This is a genomic window from Nocardiopsis listeri (genome assembly GCF_020741345.1).
GTDB classification, from domain to species: Bacteria; Actinomycetota; Actinomycetes; order Streptosporangiales; family Streptosporangiaceae; genus Nocardiopsis; species Nocardiopsis listeri_A.
This window is the reverse complement of record NZ_DYZD01000408.1, coordinates 1-16,485: the sequence shown is the minus strand read 5'-3', so window position 1 is coordinate 16,485 and position 16,485 is coordinate 1. Positions and strand designations below refer to the sequence as shown.

17 protein-coding genes and 1 pseudogene are annotated in these 16,485 nt (G+C 69.4%); 14 read left to right on the top strand and 4 right to left on the bottom strand.

The features are described from left to right. The 6 genes from K8V84_RS21950 to K8V84_RS21925 form a co-directional block, all read left to right on the top strand. Positions 1 to 512: enolase C-terminal domain-like protein (locus tag K8V84_RS21950; RefSeq protein ID WP_304078163.1), on the top strand; the 512-nt coding region annotated here is incomplete at its 5' end. A 253-nt stretch (positions 513 to 765) separates the two neighbouring features. Then, positions 766 to 2,487, top strand: a complete 1,722-nt coding sequence (gene menD / locus K8V84_RS21945; protein ID WP_304078161.1) for a 2-succinyl-5-enolpyruvyl-6-hydroxy-3-cyclohexene-1-carboxylic-acid synthase — start codon at positions 766 to 768, stop codon at positions 2,485 to 2,487. A 26-nt stretch (positions 2,488 to 2,513) separates the two neighbouring features. Further along, complete coding sequence (locus K8V84_RS21940; RefSeq protein WP_304078159.1) at positions 2,514 to 2,738, top strand: hypothetical protein; 225 nt, start codon at positions 2,514 to 2,516, stop codon at positions 2,736 to 2,738. Further along, positions 2,738 to 3,136: a CPBP family intramembrane glutamic endopeptidase gene (locus K8V84_RS21935; RefSeq protein WP_304078156.1), complete on the top strand. Its 399-nt coding sequence runs from the start codon at positions 2,738 to 2,740 to the stop codon at positions 3,134 to 3,136. Before K8V84_RS21940 ends, K8V84_RS21935 begins: the two co-directional genes overlap by 1 nt. Further along, positions 3,133 to 3,573 carry an NUDIX domain-containing protein gene (locus K8V84_RS21930; RefSeq protein WP_304078154.1) on the top strand — a complete coding sequence of 147 codons (441 nt, stop codon included), beginning with the start codon at positions 3,133 to 3,135 and terminating at the stop codon, positions 3,571 to 3,573. The genes K8V84_RS21935 and K8V84_RS21930 overlap by 4 nt, the downstream gene beginning before the upstream one ends. Positions 3,574 to 4,021: 448 nt before the next feature. Beyond that, the gene (locus K8V84_RS21925) at positions 4,022 to 6,046 is read left to right on the top strand and encodes a PhoX family phosphatase (RefSeq protein WP_304078152.1); all 2,025 of its coding nucleotides are present in this window, start codon (positions 4,022 to 4,024) and stop codon (positions 6,044 to 6,046) included. A gap of 95 nt (positions 6,047 to 6,141) precedes the next feature. On the opposite strand, the gene K8V84_RS21920 is transcribed toward K8V84_RS21925, so the two are convergent. After that, positions 6,142 to 7,425, bottom strand: a complete 1,284-nt coding sequence (locus K8V84_RS21920) for an isochorismate synthase MenF (protein WP_304078149.1) — start codon at positions 7,423 to 7,425, stop codon at positions 6,142 to 6,144. A 223-nt stretch (positions 7,426 to 7,648) separates the two neighbouring features. On the opposite strand from K8V84_RS21920, the gene K8V84_RS21915 reads away from it, so the two are divergent. The 8 genes and pseudogenes from K8V84_RS21915 to K8V84_RS21885 all read left to right on the top strand — a co-directional run bounded on the left by K8V84_RS21915 (position 7,649) and on the right by K8V84_RS21885 (position 14,618). After that, positions 7,649 to 9,283: a glycoside hydrolase family 10 protein gene (locus K8V84_RS21915; protein WP_304078148.1), complete on the top strand. Its 1,635-nt coding sequence runs from the start codon at positions 7,649 to 7,651 to the stop codon at positions 9,281 to 9,283. Between the two features lie 163 nt (positions 9,284 to 9,446). Beyond that, positions 9,447 to 9,848: a molybdopterin-binding protein gene (locus K8V84_RS21910; RefSeq protein WP_304078146.1), complete on the top strand. Its 402-nt coding sequence runs from the start codon at positions 9,447 to 9,449 to the stop codon at positions 9,846 to 9,848. Further along, entirely contained in the window at positions 9,841 to 10,692 is an 852-nt protein-coding gene (modA, locus tag K8V84_RS21905; RefSeq protein ID WP_304078143.1) for a molybdate ABC transporter substrate-binding protein, read from the top strand. The genes K8V84_RS21910 and modA overlap by 8 nt, the downstream gene beginning before the upstream one ends. Then, on the top strand, positions 10,689 to 11,513 hold the full coding sequence (locus tag K8V84_RS21900) for an ABC transporter permease (RefSeq protein ID WP_304078140.1): 825 nt from the start codon (positions 10,689 to 10,691) through the stop codon (positions 11,511 to 11,513). The genes modA and K8V84_RS21900 overlap by 4 nt, the downstream gene beginning before the upstream one ends. Beyond that, on the top strand, positions 11,513 to 12,613 hold the full coding sequence (locus K8V84_RS21895; protein WP_304078137.1) for an ABC transporter ATP-binding protein: 1,101 nt from the start codon (positions 11,513 to 11,515) through the stop codon (positions 12,611 to 12,613). Before K8V84_RS21900 ends, K8V84_RS21895 begins: the two co-directional genes overlap by 1 nt. 190 nt (positions 12,614 to 12,803) lie before the next feature. Beyond that, positions 12,804 to 13,148 carry a DUF3040 domain-containing protein gene (locus K8V84_RS21890; RefSeq protein ID WP_304078134.1) on the top strand — a complete coding sequence of 115 codons (345 nt, stop codon included), beginning with the start codon at positions 12,804 to 12,806 and terminating at the stop codon, positions 13,146 to 13,148. A gap of 295 nt (positions 13,149 to 13,443) precedes the next feature. Next, complete coding sequence (locus tag K8V84_RS25910; RefSeq protein ID WP_369696652.1) at positions 13,444 to 13,566, top strand: helix-turn-helix domain-containing protein; 123 nt, start codon at positions 13,444 to 13,446, stop codon at positions 13,564 to 13,566. Between the two features lie 87 nt (positions 13,567 to 13,653). Beyond that, positions 13,654 to 14,618: pseudogene (locus tag K8V84_RS21885) on the top strand (RNA-guided endonuclease InsQ/TnpB family protein). A 108-nt stretch (positions 14,619 to 14,726) separates the two neighbouring features. On the opposite strand, the gene K8V84_RS21880 reads toward K8V84_RS21885, so the two are convergent. From K8V84_RS21880 to K8V84_RS21870, 3 genes are all read right to left on the bottom strand, one after another. Further along, positions 14,727 to 15,077, bottom strand: coding sequence for a CAP domain-containing protein (locus K8V84_RS21880; protein ID WP_304078133.1), 351 nt, complete (start codon positions 15,075 to 15,077; stop codon positions 14,727 to 14,729). A 311-nt stretch (positions 15,078 to 15,388) separates the two neighbouring features. Beyond that, the gene (locus K8V84_RS21875; RefSeq protein ID WP_304078131.1) at positions 15,389 to 15,610 is read right to left on the bottom strand and encodes a hypothetical protein; all 222 of its coding nucleotides are present in this window, start codon (positions 15,608 to 15,610) and stop codon (positions 15,389 to 15,391) included. Positions 15,611 to 15,711: 101 nt separating this feature from the next. Beyond that, entirely contained in the window at positions 15,712 to 15,981 is a 270-nt protein-coding gene (locus K8V84_RS21870; RefSeq protein ID WP_304078129.1) for a hypothetical protein, read from the bottom strand. Positions 15,982 to 16,485 lie beyond the last annotated feature (504 nt).

Genomic DNA, 16,485 nt, shown 5'->3' with positions numbered 1-16,485 from the left:
TGGTCCGGGAACTGGACCGCTTCGACCTGGAATACGTCGAGCAGCCCTGTGCCTCTCTGGAGGAGTTGGGTGCGGTCCGCCGCGGGGTGGAGGTGCCCGTGGCGGCCGACGAGTCCATCCGCCGTGCCGAGGACCCGCTCCGGGTGCGTGCCGCGGAGGCCGCCGACATCGTGGTGCTCAAGGTCCAACCCCTGGGCGGGGTGCGGGCCGCGCTACGGGTGGCCGAGGCCTGTGGCCTGCCGGTCGTGGTCTCCAGCGCCGTGGAGAGTTCGGTGGGGTTGGCCGCGGGTGTGGCCTTGGCCGCCGCCCTGCCCGATCTGCCCTACGCCTGTGGGCTGGCGACCATGCAGATGCTGACCGGCGACGTCACCACCGACTCCCTCCTGCCGGTCGACGGTTTTTTGCCGGTCCGGCCGGTCACCGTGGACGAGGAAGCGCTTTCCAAGGTGGAGATCGACGCTTCGGCCTGGCGGGAACGCGCCCGGAACGCGGCCGAGGCGGAAACACCCTGAGAATCCGAAGAGTGCGATTCGCCCCTGTTTTGACCTGGGTTTACGGTCAATATGCCGGGCATGGACGACCGGATGGGCAGGAGATCACAGCCGGGTTCGGTCGCCGAGAGCTCCCGAACGGGGTTCACTGGAAGCGGCCCCGGCGACGCGTGTGCGCGTGGGAGCGTGGCCGCCGCGGACGTGGGGCTCTGTGCGATGCGGTCCGACCGCGCGGTGATACTTGGTCGATACCTCGACGAACGAAAGACTTTGCATGAATCCGTCTACCGCCTTGGCGCGGGTCCTCGTCGACGAACTGGCCCGCTACGGGCTGGTCGAGGCCGTCGTCGCGCCCGGGTCGCGCTCGACCCCTCTGGCGTTGGCGCTGGTCGCGCACCCCGGGATCCGTGTCCACGTGCGAGTGGACGAACGTTCCGCGTCCTTCCTCGCCTTGGGGCTGGCCCGGTCCTCCCGGCGCCCCGTGGCGGTGGTGTGCACCTCCGGCACCGCGGCCGCCAACTTCCACCCTGCGGTGATGGAGGCCGACGAGAGCGGGGTGCCGCTGCTGGTGCTGACGGCCGACCGGCCCCCGGAACTGCGCGGCACCGGCGCCAACCAGACGGTGGACCAGATCGGCCTGTACGGCGACGCGGTGCGTATGTTCGCCGAGGTCGGAACCCCGGACCCCGCGCCCGGCATGGTCGCCTACTGGCGTTCGCTGAGCGGTCGTGCCTGGGCCGCGGCCCAGGGCGGACGCCCGGGCCCCGTGCACCTCAACGTGGCCTTCCGCGATCCCCTCACCCCCGACCAGGCCACCGGCGGCGGCCCCGAGTGGATCGAGCCCTTGGACGGACGCGCCGACGGTCGCCCCTGGATCTCACGACCCGGCCCGCGCACCGAGCCCGCGCCCTACGTCCTGCCCGACGTCGAACGCGGCGTCATCGTCTGCGGTGACGGCGACTACGACCCGGTACCGTTCCTGGCGCTGTCGGAACTGACCGGATGGCCGCTGCTGGCCGAACCCACCTCCAACGCCCGCCGCTCGGGCGCCGTCTCCACCTACCGGCAACTACTGGCCGTGCCGGGTTTCGCCGACGCCCACACCCCCGAACTCGTGGTGAGCGTGGGAAAACCCAACCTTTCCCGGCAGATCCTCGCCTACCTCCGCCGCGCGGAACGGCATGTGGTGGTCACCGCCACCACGGTCGGTGACCCCGCGGCGAGTATCCTCAACGACTTCTCCGATCCCGCCCGCACCGCCACCGACGTGGTCGCCGCGGTCGCCCCGCCCGCCGGAGTGAACCGGGACGAGTCGGCGTGCACCGGCTGGTCGCGTTCCTGGGAACGCGCCGAGGCCGCCGCTCGCGAGGCCGTCGACGGGGTACTGGACGCCGAGGAGACCCTGACCGAGCCGCGTCTGGCCCGTGACCTCGCCTCGCAGATGAGCGCGGGTTCATTGCTGTTCGCCGGCTCCAGCATGCCCATCCGCGACCTGGACGCCACCATGCACCCCCGCTGCGGGGTGCGTCTGGTGGGCAACCGGGGTGTGAGCGGCATCGATGGGACGGTGTCCACGGCCATCGGCGCCGCGCTGGCCCATCAGAGCGAGGGGGAGGGGCACGCTTACGCCCTGCTCGGCGACCTGGCGCTGCTGCACGACCAGAACGGGTTGATCATCGGCCCGGGCGAGCCGCGACCGGATCTGGCGATCGTGGTGGTCAACAACGACGGCGGCGGAATCTTCTCCGGTCTCGAACAGGCCGGTCACCCGGACTTCGAGAGAGTGTTCGGCACCCCGCACGGGGTGTCCATGGAGAGGGTGGCGGCCCTGTCGGACCTGCCCTACACCCGGCTCGAGTGGGCCACCGACCTGCCCAAGGCCCTCCTGGGCGAGGGGCTGCGGATCATCGAGGTGTGCACCGAACGCGCCGGCAGCGCGGCCCTGCGCCGTCGCCTGCAGGACGCCGTCGACACCGCCTTGGCCGAAACGTTCTGACCCCGGCTCGGCCGGACGCGGCGAAGGTGCCCGACACCGGATCCTCGCGACGCGGGATCGTCGCGTTGGCGGTCTGGTTCGTCGCGTCCCTGATCGGTGCGGTCGGACTGCTCGCGGTGCAACCGTTTACCGGGCCCGCCATGGAAGTGCTGTCCCTCCTGGCCGGCGGGGTCTACTTCCTCGGAGTGTCCGTGGTGCGAGGGGAGGCCCCCGACATCCCCGCCTCGGTCGCCGGGGCCCCGTCCTGGTGATGGTCCTCGCGCGAACGCTCGGCTCCCTGGGGGAGGAGGTCGGCTTCCGGGGGCTGCTGTTCCACACCCTGAACCGTTGGATGACGTGGCCGATCTCCGCCGTCCTCACCGGCCTCCTGTTCGGTTTCTGGCACGTGCGGTACTACGGACTTCCTCCGCTGGAGTTGCTCGGGTTCGTGAGCGGCTCGGTGGCGCTGCCCCTGACCATGGCGGCCGTGATGGTCGGTTCGTTCTGCCGGCGCATGACGGTCTGCACGATCCTGCACACCGAGGCGAACCTGGCGCTGTCCTTCACCGGAGGGGACCACGTGACGCTGATGACGTTCGGGGGTTCGATGGTGGCCGCCGCCGTGGTGATCGTCCCGGTGGCCCTCGTCCTGCGGAGGCGAAAGAGGTGAGGCCGAGTGGGCGGACGGTCCGGGACAAGGCGCTGTGCTACGTGGTGCGGGAAGCACATCTGCTGGTGTTCCGGCACGTGGACCATCCTCCAGAGGAGGTGGGCCTGCAGGTCCCCGCCGGGACCGTCAGACCGGGGGAGGACCCCGAGGCCGCCGCGTTGCGCGAGGCCCGTGAGGAGACCGGTCTGGGCGGGCTGCGCGTGGTGCGCCCGCTCGGCGTGGTGGAGTACGACATCACGCCCTACCGGTTCGAGGTCCAGCGTCGCCACGTCTTCGAACTCGCGGTCAACGGCCCGGTCCCACAGCGGTGGGCCTCGGTGGAGGAGAACGACGGTGTGGGGGAGCCCATCCGGTTCGAGTGCCTTTGGATCCCCCTCACCGCCGCGCACGTGCTGCAGTCCGGGCAGGGGGCGTTGATCGGCCGACTCTTCGACTGAGCGGGCCGGTTGGTGGGTGGCGCCTTGACGGTGAAGGTTCGGGGGAGGTCGACGCCCTCCCCGGTATCGCCCGTTTTCGTTCCGCTCCCAGACCCCTTGGCGGAAAAGGGACACGAGACGTCGAGGGAGTGACGGACCGACTCGACGGGATGACCGAAACGTGACCCGCCTCACCTGGGCGAGGCATGTGGACGTGGCGGAACGGGTAGGCGAGGATCACCACGAGGTCCGACCGTGGGTGTTCATGCGATTGCTCTATGTGGGGTGACCTCAGCCGTGTAGAGGAGTTGTAGGGGCGTTCACACCGGTTTCACCCGAACGTGTGGAACCTCGGCCAAGGTCGAGAGCGACCGGCAGGACCCACTGCCCGCACCACTCCGTGCCCCCGAGCGGAGCCCCGCAAGCCCCCTCGGGAACGCGGAGCAGTTACCGATTCCGAGGAGAACGCGTGCCCGAATCCGCGCCCCGCCGTCGCCTGCTGCCGCTCATCGGCGGTGTCGGTGGTGGTCGATCCGCGAAGACGTGCCTGTACCGATGTGGCAACGCCTGCTTCCACCCCGCCCCCAACAAGAGCGACAACGCCTACTTCGGTGACATCTTCCAGGGCGTGCTGTCCCGCCGCGCCGCCCTGAAGGGGGCACTGGTGGGCGCCGGCGCAGGTTCCCTGGGCATGGCCGCCCTGAGCCCCGCCGCCGCGGACCGCGGCCCGAACCGTCCGCACCCCGCGCCGCGCCCCACGTTCAAGACCGTGTTGCCCAACAACCGTGACGAGGTCACCGTCCCCGAGGGCTACGACCACCACGTCATCGTCCGCTGGGGCGACCCCGTCCTGCCCGGAGCCCCCGAGTTCGACTTCGCGAACCAGACCGGTGAGGCACAGGCCCGACAGTTCGGCTACAACTGCGACTACGTCGGCTTCTTCACCCTGGACGACGACCACGGTCTGTTGTGGGTCAACCACGAGTACACCAACGAAGAGATCATGTTCGCCGGGTACACCGACGGTGAGTCGGCCGACCCGGAGTGGATCAAGGTCGCGATGGCCGCGCACGGCGGTTCGGTGGTGGAACTGCAGCGGGTCGACGGTACCGGCCAGTGGAAGCTGATCACCGAGGGCGAGCGCCCCTTCAACCGTCGTATCACCCTCGAAACCCCGTTCCGGGTGGCGGGTCCGGCGGCCGGGCACGAGCTGTTGCGCACCGACGCCGACCCCGAGGGCGTGAACGTGTTGGGCATGCTCAACAACTGCGCCGGCGGAATGACGCCTTGGGGCACCGTCCTCAGCGGCGAGGAGAACTTCAACCAGTACTTCGTCGGCGCCCCCGACACCGAGGCCTACGCCCGCTACGGCTTCCCCACCGACTACTCCGGCCGCCGTTGGGACCGGGTGGACGAGCGCTTCGACCTGGCCGAGCACCCCAACGAGGCCCACCGCTTCGGGTACATCGTGGAGATCGACCCGCACGACCCCGACTCCACCCCGGTCAAGCGCACCATGCTGGGCCGCTTCAAGCATGAGGGCGCCAACGTCAACATCACCGAGGACGGCCGGGTGGCCGCCTACATGGGCGATGACGAGCGCTTCGACTACCTGTACAAGTTCGTCAGCGACAAGAAGTACCTCGAGGGCTCGCACAAGCACAACATGACGCTGCTGGACAGCGGCACGCTCTACGTGGCACGCCTGGAGGGCAACAGCCCCGCCGAGGAGATCGACGGCACCGGAACGCCGCCCTCCGACGGGGAGTTCGACGGCACCGGCGAGTGGGTCGCGTTGTGCACCGACTCCGAGAGCTTCGTCGACGGGTTCTCCGTGGCAGAGGTGCTCGTGTACACCCGCCTGGCCGCGGACGCGGTCGGCGCCACCAAGATGGACCGCCCCGAGGACGTCGAGCCCAGCCCGGTCACCGGCAAGGTGTACTGCGCGTTGACCAACAACGACGCCCGCGAACCGGGCCAGGCCGACGAGCCCAACCCGCGCGGCCCCAACAAGTTCGGTCACGTCCTGGAGATCATCGAGGACGGCGCCGACTCGGCGGCCACCACGTTCGGCTGGATCGTGCCCCTGGTGTGCGGCGACCCGGAGGACGACTCCACGTACTACGCCGGTTTCGACAAGTCCAAGGTCATGGCGATCTCGGCGCCGGACAACCTGGCCTTCGACAAGCACGGCAACCTGTGGATCTCCACCGATGGTCAGCCGGGCACCCTGCAGACCAACGACGCCCTGCACGTGATGCCGGTCGAGGGGCGTTTCCGCGGTGAGCTGCGGACCTTCGCCACCGTCCCGGTCGAAGCCGAGACCTGTGGTCCGCTCATCTCCGAGGACCAGAAGACGGTGTTCCTCGCCCCGCAGCACCCGGGGGAGAACGGCACCGTCGAGGAGCCCACCAGCCTCTGGCCGGACGGCGACTTCCCGCGCCCGTCGGTGGTGTGCGTCTGGCACAAGGGCGGCCGCGACGTCGGCGACTGATACCCGATCGAACGCGCCGAAGTGAGGCGGCGGCGCGAAACGAACACCGACCACCGGCCCCGGTCTCTCCGTCGTGGGGGAGGACCGGGGCCGGTTCACTTCCCGGGGTCGGTGAGGGCCTCGCGCATCACCCGGAACTTGGCCTCGGTCTCGGCGAGTTCGGACTCGGGGTCGGAACCGGCGACGATCCCACAGCCCGCGTACAGACGGGCGCTCGTCCCGTCCACGCGTGCGCTGCGCAGGGCGATGCCCCACTCGGAGTTGCCCGCGCCGTCCAGCCAGCCCACGGGGCCGGCGTAGCCGCCACGGTCCATGCCCTCGGTCTCGGCGATCAGTCGCATGGCGGCCTCGGTGGGGGTGCCGCCCACCGCGGCGGTCGGGTGTAGCGCAGCCACGGCGTCCAGGGCCGAGACGCCTGGTGCCAGGCGCGCGTGGGCGCTGGTGGCCAGATGCTGGACGTTGGCCAGCTTGAGCAGGTGCGGTCGGTCCGGGACGGTGAGTTCCTCGGTGAGCGGCTTCATCGAGGCGCGTAGAGAGTCCACGGCGAAGGCGTGTTCCTCCACGTCCTTGGCCGAGGTCATCATTTCCCGTCCCAGGCGCAGGTCGGACTCCTCGTCCTCTCCGCGCGGGCGGGTGCCGGCCAGCACCAGGGAATCGAACTCGCTGCCCTCCACCCGCAGCAGCAGCTCGGGGGTGGCACCGACCATGCCGTCGACGGAGAAGGTGAAGCAGTCGGGGAAGCGGGCGTGCAGTCGCTTCAGCAGCATTCGCACGTCCAGGGGCGCGTCGGCCTCGGCGTGGGCGTCGCGGGCCAGTACGGCCTTTTCGAGTTCGCCGTCCCGGATGCGCGTGACCGTCTGGGCGATCACGTCCTTCCACCGTTGCGGGGTGAGGGAACCGGGCCGCCAGTCCAGGGGGCCCACGGGGCGCGGCTCGGTGACCGTGCGCAGTGCTTCTTCGGGGTGTTGGTCCGGCTCTTCGCCGATGGTGGTCAACCAGGAGCGGTCACCGCGCCTGCCGATGAGCACTCTGGGCACCACGAGCGCCGAACCGGTGGAGGTGGGCGCGAACGTGAACGTGCCGAAGGTGACCGCGCCGGTGCCGGGCAGGCCCACCTGGTCCTCGACACGGGCGTTCTTCAGCAGGTCGGTGAACCAGCGGGCCGCCTGCCCGATACGGGAGTTGTCGGTGGGGGTGGTGCACTGGGGGGCGACGTCGGGTTCGAAGCGCGCCGCCCGTCCCCACGCGACGAGGCCGTCTTCTCCGTTCAACCAGGCCAGTGGTGTTCCCTCCGGCAGCAGGTCGATCAGGCCGCCGGTGCGGTCTGGCAACGAGACGGTACGGACGAAGAGTTCGGGTGGGCTCTGCACTGCGTTCACGGGACTCGAGTCTAGAACCCCGCTTCGGGGGAGCGGGCACCCCCGGGTGTCCGTCCCCGCGGTACTCCATTGACCTGGGACGACATTCCCGTGGTAGGTCCTGTGCGACGTTATCCACACATTGGCCGAATCGTATCCGAAACTTGACATCTTGCCTTAATCTGGGTCCCGGCGTGGCGCCAGGCCGAACGGCGACGCGCGGACATCCCCGAAGGAGAACTTGATGCGATCCATGGCACGGGCCCTGACCAAGCCACGCGCCGGGGGACGGTGGGCGGCGATCGCGGCCACGGCCACCGTGCTGTTGGCGGGCTGCTCCACCAACGGCCAGGACCCCTCCTCCGACGACGCCCCCGAGCCCGGCGGCGAGGGCATCGCGGCTCCCGTCTCCTGCCAGGCCCACGACGACAAGCGTCAGATGCGCGGAGCGTGGCTCACCACCGTGCGCAACATCGACTGGCCCTCCGAACCGGGGCTGTCGGCCGACGAGCAGAAGGCCGAACTCGACGCCTGGCTCGACGACTCGGTGGAGATGGGCCTCAACGCCGTCTTCCTGCACGCCCGCCCCACCGCCGACGCCGTCTACGACTCCGAGCTGGAGCCGTGGGCCCGCTACCTCACCGGTGAACAGGGCGGCGACCCCGGCTACGACCCGCTGGAATACGCCGTCGAGGAGGCGCACGAGCGCGGTCTGGAGCTGCACGCCTGGTTCAACCCCTACCGCGTGGGCCTGCAGGATCCGGACGTGGAGAACCTCGCCGACGACCACCCCGTCGAGCAGAACCCCGAGTGGCTGGTGGACTTCGGCACCGAGGCCTACGTCGACCCGGGTAACCCCGAGGTCCGTGAGTGGGTCACCGAGGTCATCATGGACGTCGTCGACCGTTACGACGTCGACGGCATGCACTTCGACGACTTCTTCTACCCCTACCCGCAAGAGGGCGAGACCTTCGACGACGACGCCAGCTGGCAGGCCCACGGGGGCGACTTCGACGACCGCGGGGACTGGCGGCGTGACAACGTCGACCAGCTCATGCGGGACGTGCACGGGCGGATCCAGGAGAGCAAGCCCTGGGTGAGCTTCGGTGTCTCCCCGTTCGGCATCTGGCGCAACGACAGCACCGACCCCTCCGGATCTCCCAGCTCCGGCCTACAGTCCTACGACGCCCAGTACGCCGACACCCGCACCTGGATCGAGGAGGGCACCGTCGATTACGTCGCCCCCCAGCTCTACTGGGAGCGCGGCTTCGAGACCGCCGACTACGAGGCGATGACCGACTGGTGGTCGAACGAGGTCGAGGGCACCGACGTCGACCTGTACGTCGGTCAGGGCGCCTACCGCCTCGGTGAGGACGGCTGGACCGGAGACGACGCCCTGAGCAACCAGCTCGACTACTCCGGTGAACTCGACGAGGTCTCCGGTGACATCTACTTCTCCATCAAGAACCTGCGCGATAACGGCGACGTGGTCGACCACCTGCTCGACGGTCACTACGCCGACTCCGCCCTGCCGCCGGTGATCGAGAACCCCGAGGGCGACGGTCCCCTGGTCGGTGCGGTCGACGACGTGAGCGCGAAGAACGTCGATCGCGGCGTCGAGGTGGAGTGGGACGAGACCGAGGACGCCCGCTTCTACGCCCTGTACCGGCTGTCGGCCGAGGCCGTCCAGGCCCTGGAGTCCCAGGACGAGGACGCCTACTGCACGGCGCTGACCGCGGACAACCTGGTCGGTACGACCGGTGGGTCCGCCCTGACCGACACCGATCCCCTGGAGGACGGCGCCGGTTACGTGGTCACCGCGCTGGACGACTACCGCGCGGAGGGTCCGATCAGCGAGGTCGCCGACGTGCGCAGCTGATCCGACCACCGGAACACACGACGGGCCCGTTGAATCCGCCCCGGGGGACGGGCCCGCCGTGTGTGCGGAATCGGTGCATGCCACAGGAGAACAAGCGAAAAGTTATGAACTGCTAGCCGAAGGTCCATGACACCATCGCATATGCGACTAGTAGGTTCTTCGTATGCCCACCTTCCAGATCAGTGAGGCCGCCGAACTACTCGGGGTCAGCGCCGACACCGTCCGACGTTGGGTCGACTCGGGGAAACTGCCCGCCGAGCGCGACGCCACCGGGCGTCGCCACCTCGACGGAGCCGAACTCGCCGCCTTCATGCGGGCCGGTGCCGACGACGATCCGGGCCGCCGCGTCTCCTCCGCCCGCAACCGCTTCCAAGGCCTGGTGACCAGTGTGATCCGCGACCAGGTGATGGCCGCGGTCGAACTCCAGGCCGGGCCGCACAGGGTGGTCTCCCTGATGAGTCGTGAGGCCGCCGACGAACTCGGTCTGGAGGTGGGAACCGTGGCCACCGCGGTCGTCAAGTCCACCAACGTCGTCGTTGAGACCACCGGAGAACACCATGCTTGAGTCCACCACCCGTGCCCCCCGCACGAGGCGCAACGTCCACGGACTGACCGCGGTCACGGCCGCACTCGCCCTGGCGCTGACCGCCTGCTCGGGTGGGGACGCCGACACCGACGAAGGGGCCGGGGGAGAGGCCGACGGCACCGCCTTCAGCGGCGAACTCACCGTCTTCGCCGCCGCGTCCCTCACCGACGTGTTCGAGGAGATCGCCACCTCCTTCGAGGAGGAGAACCCGGAGGTGGAGGTCACCTTCAACTTCGCCGGTAGCAGTGAGCTCGCCCAGCAGATCAACTCCGGTGCGCCCGCCGACGTGTTCGCCGCCGCCAACACCGAAACGATGGACCAGGTCGTGGAGGGCGAGGGCCTGGACTCCGACTGGGCCGCCGAAAACGGCGAGGACGGTCGGGTCTTCGTCACCAACAACCTGCAGATCGCCGTGCCGCCGGACAACCCCGCCGGTATCGAGGACCTCGACGACCTGGCCGAGGACGACGTCGACGTGGCCTTCTGCGCGGAGGAGGTGCCCTGCGGCTCCGCCACCGTGACCGCGTTGGAGGCCGCCGACCTGGACATCACCCCCGTCACCCTCGAAGAGGACGTGCGGGCCGTCCTGACCAAGGTCGAACTGGGCGAGGTGGACGCCGGCCTGGTCTACGCCACCGACGTCATCTCCGCGGGGGACCGTGTGGAGGGCCTGGACTTCCCCGAGTCCGAGGAGGCGATCAACGACTACCCGATCGGAGTCCTCTCGGCGTCGGGCGACCCCGACCTGGCCGCCGCCTGGGTCGAGTTCGTCACCACCGAGGGCGCCCCGGTCCTGCAGGACGCGGGGTTCGGCACCCCGTGACCGCCGTCGTGACCCGCCCCGACCGGCGTGCCCCGCGCACCCGATCGGGACGGGTGCCCTGGATCCTTGTGCTGCCCGCCCTGGTGGGACTGGCGTTCCTGGTCCTGCCCTTCGCCGGGCTACTCGTGCGCGCGCCCTGGTCCACCATGGTCCAGCGCGTCACCGACCCCGATGTGCTGGCCGCCCTGTGGCTGTCGCTGTCCACCGCCACGGTGGCCACACTCCTCTCCCTGCTCTTCGGGGTCCCGCTGGCCTGGCTGCTGGCGCGCACCGAGTTCCCCGGCCGCCGTTTCGTGCGCGCGCTGGTCACCATTCCCCTGGTCATCCCGCCGGTGGTCGGGGGTGTGGCCCTGTTGCTCGTGCTGGGCCGCAACGGACTGATCGGGCAGTACCTGGACGCCTGGTTCGGGCTGACCCTGCCCTTCACCCCCGCCGCCGTGGTCATCGCCCAGGTGTTCGTGGCCATGCCCTTCCTGGTGATCAGTGTGGAGGGGGCGTTGCGCGGCGCGGACCGACGCTATGAGGAGGCCGCCGCCACCCTGGGGGCGAGCCGCGTCACCGTCTTCACCCGTGTCACCCTGCCCATGGTGCTGCCCGGCATCGGCGCGGGTGCGATCCTGTGCTGGGCGCGCGCCTTGGGCGAGTTCGGCGCCACCATCACCTTCGCCGGGAACTTCCCCGGCACCACCCAGACCATGCCGTTGGCCGTCTACATGGCCATGCAACGCGACCCCGAGGCCGCCATCGTGCTCAGTCTGGTCCTGCTCCTGGTCTCCCTGGCCGTCCTTGCCACCCTGCGCGAGAGGTGGGTGAACGCCTGATGGCCGTCCCGGCCACCCGCACCCCGACCGAACCGGGCTCCTCCTCGTACCCGGGCCTGGACGCGGACCTGCGACTGACCCGAGGTTCGTTCGACCTGGACGTGCACCTGTCCTGCCCACCTGGACGCATCCTGGCTCTGCTGGGGCCCAACGGGGCGGGCAAGTCCTCGGCCCTGCGCGCCCTGGCCGGTCTGGTGCCGCTCACCGGCGGACACATCCGCCTGAACGGCGACGACCACACCACCACGGCCGTCGAACACCGCCCCATCGGTATGGTCTTCCAGGACTACCTGCTGTTCCCGCACATGAGCGCCCTCGACAACGTCGCCTTCGGACCGCGTTGCCAGGGCGTGGGACGCGCCGAGGCGCGCGAACGCGCCCGCGCCCTGCTGGAGCACATGGACCTGGTCGACCACGCCGCGTCCCGACCCCGACGGCTGTCCGGTGGTCAGGCCCAACGGGTCGCCCTGGCCCGGGCCCTGGCGGCCCGCCCCGGCATGTTGCTGATGGACGAGCCCATGGCCGCGCTGGACGCCAGCACCCGGGTGGCGGTGCGTTCACGCCTGAGACACCTGCTGGAGGAGTTCGACGGGGTGACGGTCCTGGTCACCCATGATCCGCTCGACGCCATGGTGTTGGCCGACCACATCGCCGTCATCGAGGAAGGCCGGTTGGTGCAGGAGGGCACACCGGCCGAGGTGGCGCGTCGCCCCCGCACCACCTACGTCGCCCGACTGGTGGGTCTCAACCTGTTCCGGGGCCTGGCCCAGGAGGGCACCGTCACCCTGGACGGGGACGGCGGGGCGGAGCCCACCAGGGTGGAAACGCGAGAGGCGCACCATGGGCCCGTTCTGGTGGCCTTTCCGCCGCGCGCGGTGGCCCTGTACCAGGAGCACCCCCACGGCAGCCCGCGCAACATGTGGCGGCTACGGGTGGAGGGGATCGAACGCTTCGGCGACCAAGTGCGGGTGAACCTGGAGGGCGCGTTGTCCCTGGCGGCCGACATCACCCCGGCCGCCCTTGCCGAGCTCGGGCTCGTCCGGGGCGAGGAGGTCTGGGCCGGCGTCAAGGCCACCGAGGTCGAGTGCTACCCCGGCTGAGGACCTCCTTCCCCGTCGATCGGGGACCTATGGCCCTCGCGGGAACGGGCCCCCTGTCCCGATTTCACGAATCGGACGAAAAGGGACCGGGAAAATCCTGTGGACGTTTGGATAAGGGCAGCCCGCCTGGGGGAGACTGTTAGCACCCGGTGACGACACAGTCCTTCCCCCGGCGGCTGAGGAGGGTGCCATGTCCCTGAGAGAGCACGAACGGAGGATCCTCGCTGAGATCGAGAAACAGCTCAGCGAGGACGCCCCGGAGCTGGCCGGCCGTCTTGAGGCCTTCGGAACCGATGACCCGGACGCCCCGGTGGACCCGGGGTTACAGAGCTGGCGGCCATGGGTGGCCTGCGCCCTGATCGCCGCGGTCACCGCGGGGCTCTTGGTGCTGTTGTTCGTCCTGACACCGAGCGCCCCACAACCGGACCAGCCACGACCCGCAGGAACCTCGCAGAACAGCGAGGGCACCGACTCCGTGCCGGGCCCGGCCCCAGAGGGGGAGGCCGTGGACGGCACATCGGAGCCGGTGGGCTGAGCCCGCCGGACCGGTCGGGTGGCGTCCCGGGTCCCACGCCCGTGCCCGTTCGGGCTCGCCGCGCGGACCCGGTGCGTCGCGCCCGGTGGGCCCGGGGCACGGTGTCCTGCGATCGACCACGGCCGGCAGCGGCGAACCGCATGCGTGGGGGAAGGTCCCGTCGACCGACGGAGCCTTCCCCTGCCGAGCGGCTTGGCGGGAGTGCTCCGTCCTTCAGGTCGGGGGTGAATCGCCCCGACGTATTTCGGGCTTCGTCTCCCATCGAGGTGACATAGACCAATGGCAGAATGCGGTCATGCAGCTTCGGTACTCGTTCCGCGTTTACCCGACGCCCGGTCAGCGCACAGCGCTGTCCAGGGCGTTCGGGTGCGCGGGTCGCGTACAACGACGCCTTGCGTGTGCGCGAGGACGCCGGTGAAGCAGGACTGCCGTTCGTCACCTCCGGTGAACTGTCCCAACAGCTCACCGCCGCGAAGAAACCCCAGAACGAGCATGGCTTGCCGAGGTGTCCTCGGTGGTGTTCCAGCAGTCCCTCCACGACCTCGACACCGCGTACAGGAACTTCTTCGCCGGACTCACAGGCGAACGCCCCAAGATGGGGCCGCCCCGATTCAAGTCCCGCAAGGACAACCGGCAAGCGATCCGCTTCACCACCAACGCGAACCGGCGAATCACCACAGGCGGCAAACTCCGACTCCCCAAGATCGGGGACGTTGCGGTCAAGTGGTCTTGGGATCTGCCATCGGCCCCGTCCATGGTGACCGTGATCAAGGACGCGGCCGGACGGTACTTCGCCTCGTTCGTCGTCGACGCCGGCGACGAAGCTCCACTCCCCGAGGCAGATGGTCAGGTCGGCATCGACCTTGGTCTTGCGCACTTCGCGATCCTGTCCGACGGCACAAAGATCGACTCCCCCGCTTCCTGCGCCGGGCCGAGAAGAAGCTGAAGAAGGCCCGGCTCAAGGTAGCTCGCGCGCATACGCGGGTCTTTGACGCGCGAGGCGAGTTCCACCACCAGCTCTCCACGAAGCTGATCCGCGAAAACCAAGCGGTCGCAGTGGAAGACCTGGCGGTGAAGGGACTCGCTCGCATCCGTCCGGCCAAGTCGGTGCACGACGCCGGATGGTCGGCGTTCGTGAACATGCTCGAATACAAGGCCGCCCGGTACGGACGCACCCTTGTGCGTATCGGTCGCTTTGAGCCGACCCCTCAAGTCTGCTCTGCATGCGGTGTACAAGACGGACCCAAGCCGCTGCACGTGCGGGGGTGGACGTGTGGGGCGTGTGGGTCCGTCCTGGACCGTGATGTGAACGCGGCGGTCAACGTCGCCAAGGCCGCCGGACTGGCGGTGTCAGCCTGTGGAGCGCAGGTCGGACGGGCACCTGTGCCCGCGCAGCGCAACGAAGCAGGAACCCGCCTGCAGCGGACCACGCACCTCGCGTGGGAGCAGATGGGAACCCCGGGCTTTTAGACCCGGGAGGATGTCAAGCATGCGGGTTTCAAAGTATTGGCGACCCCGACCGCGGACGGGCCCGGCGTACGCGTGCGCGTCGGCCGTTCCGTGGACGGTGAGGTGGCCTCAGGACCCGAAGCCGAAGACCTGGGTCCAGTAGACACCGTCCTCGGTGGTGACCACCCCGACACCGGTGTCCACCGAGTCGCAATTGATGATCACCCGTCGGTGCCCCGGGCTGTCGACCCATGTTCGCACCGTCTCGGCGGCCGTGTCGTAGCCGGCGGCGGTGACCTCTCCCGAGGGCCGGTCGTACCCCGCGGCCTTGGCCCGTTCGGTGTAGGACCGCCCCTGTGAACCGACGTGGGTGACCGTGCCGTGTTCGGCCATGTGCCGGCTGTGTTCGCGAGCGGCCTGGGTGAGGCGTTCGTCGACCTCGACCGGATCGCAGCCGTTCCGATCCCTCGTCTGGTTCACCAGGCGTAGGGTCTCCTCCTCCGCTTCGGACCACGACTCCGTCGACGAGGCGTCGAGCCAGGTCGGCGGCCATTCGGCGGTGTCGCCGGATTGGGCTACCGGGAGTGGTGCGCCCGGTTTCGCGCCGGTGGTGTCAGGGTGTGCCGCGCCCGTCACACTCGCGCAGCACAAGGCCAGGGCCGTCCCCATGAGCACGGGTTTCCAATGGTGGCGCATCTCTTCCTTCCGCTCACCGTGTGTGCGATCGGACCCTTGGCCCGGACACACACGTGGGCGGGCGGTCGACGACCGCCCGCCCCGACCGTGAGAATTCATTCGGACTTGCTCTTGGTCCGTTCCACTCCCGCGCCCTCGGGCCCAGCGGTGTAGGTCACATGTTCGTAGCTCACGTTTCCGTCATCGTCCACGTGACTGCGAACCAGACTCAGACTGGCGCCCTCCGGGCCCGCGGAGCCGGAGTCGTTCTGGAAACCCGTGTCGGCCATCGCCAGCGAGGGTGCTACCACCGTCAAGCCGAGTGTCGCGATACCCACGCACAGCGCTCCTCTTACTGAGGGCATTGGTGTTACCTCTTCCTCCGGCGCATGGGCCGGGCGCGGCGGTACGGGACTCACCGCGCCCGGCAGGAGCAGAGCTAGTTGGCCGCGCTCGTGGTGTTGTTGCTGGCGGCGCCCAGGGGACCGGCCGCGCTGGCGTTGTGCTCGAAGTAGGAGCCACCACCGTGCTTGTGGTTACCGTCCACGGCCACGGCCTTCACACTGTGGCCGGCAGCGCCCTTGATGCCGGCGGCGGTCGACTCGGCCGAGAAGTAGCTGTCCGCCATCGCGGCGGCGGGAGCACCGAAGGCCAGGGTCGGGGCGACGACAGCGGCGAAGGCGATACGAGCGACAGTCTTGCGGTTCATGCTTTGTCCTTCCGACGCGGACCGACTCCCTGCCGGTCCGGGAGGCGCCTGGTCCGCCGATCCTCGCCCGGCGGAACCCTTTCGGCGCCACAGGTTGGAATGCCCGAGCAGCCCGCTTGCATAACGTTATGTAATTGTCTAGTTGCATAAAGTAACAATAACTCGCTCTGGGCAATCCCGTCTTCCCGCTTGCGCGTTGAAGGGGTGGCAGTGGTACGGGATGAACTCGGATTCGTGGCCGGACTCGACCGTCTCGGACGCCGCTCGGATGGACGCAGGCGAGCACATACGGGGCTCTCGCTCCGTGGTCCATCGAGCCGGTGGCTCCCGCCTCTGGCCGATGGGCGGGGCCGAGGACCGATCCTCTTGCGGCGATGACAACGAATCCACGCCACGCTCTTGTGCTCCCCCTTGCCCGCCCCGAGCACGAAAGGGTCCTCGTTGGTCCGCGCGTGCTCGTCGAACTCGAACGGCTCCCGGCCTCGCGGTCACGGTGGGGGCGGG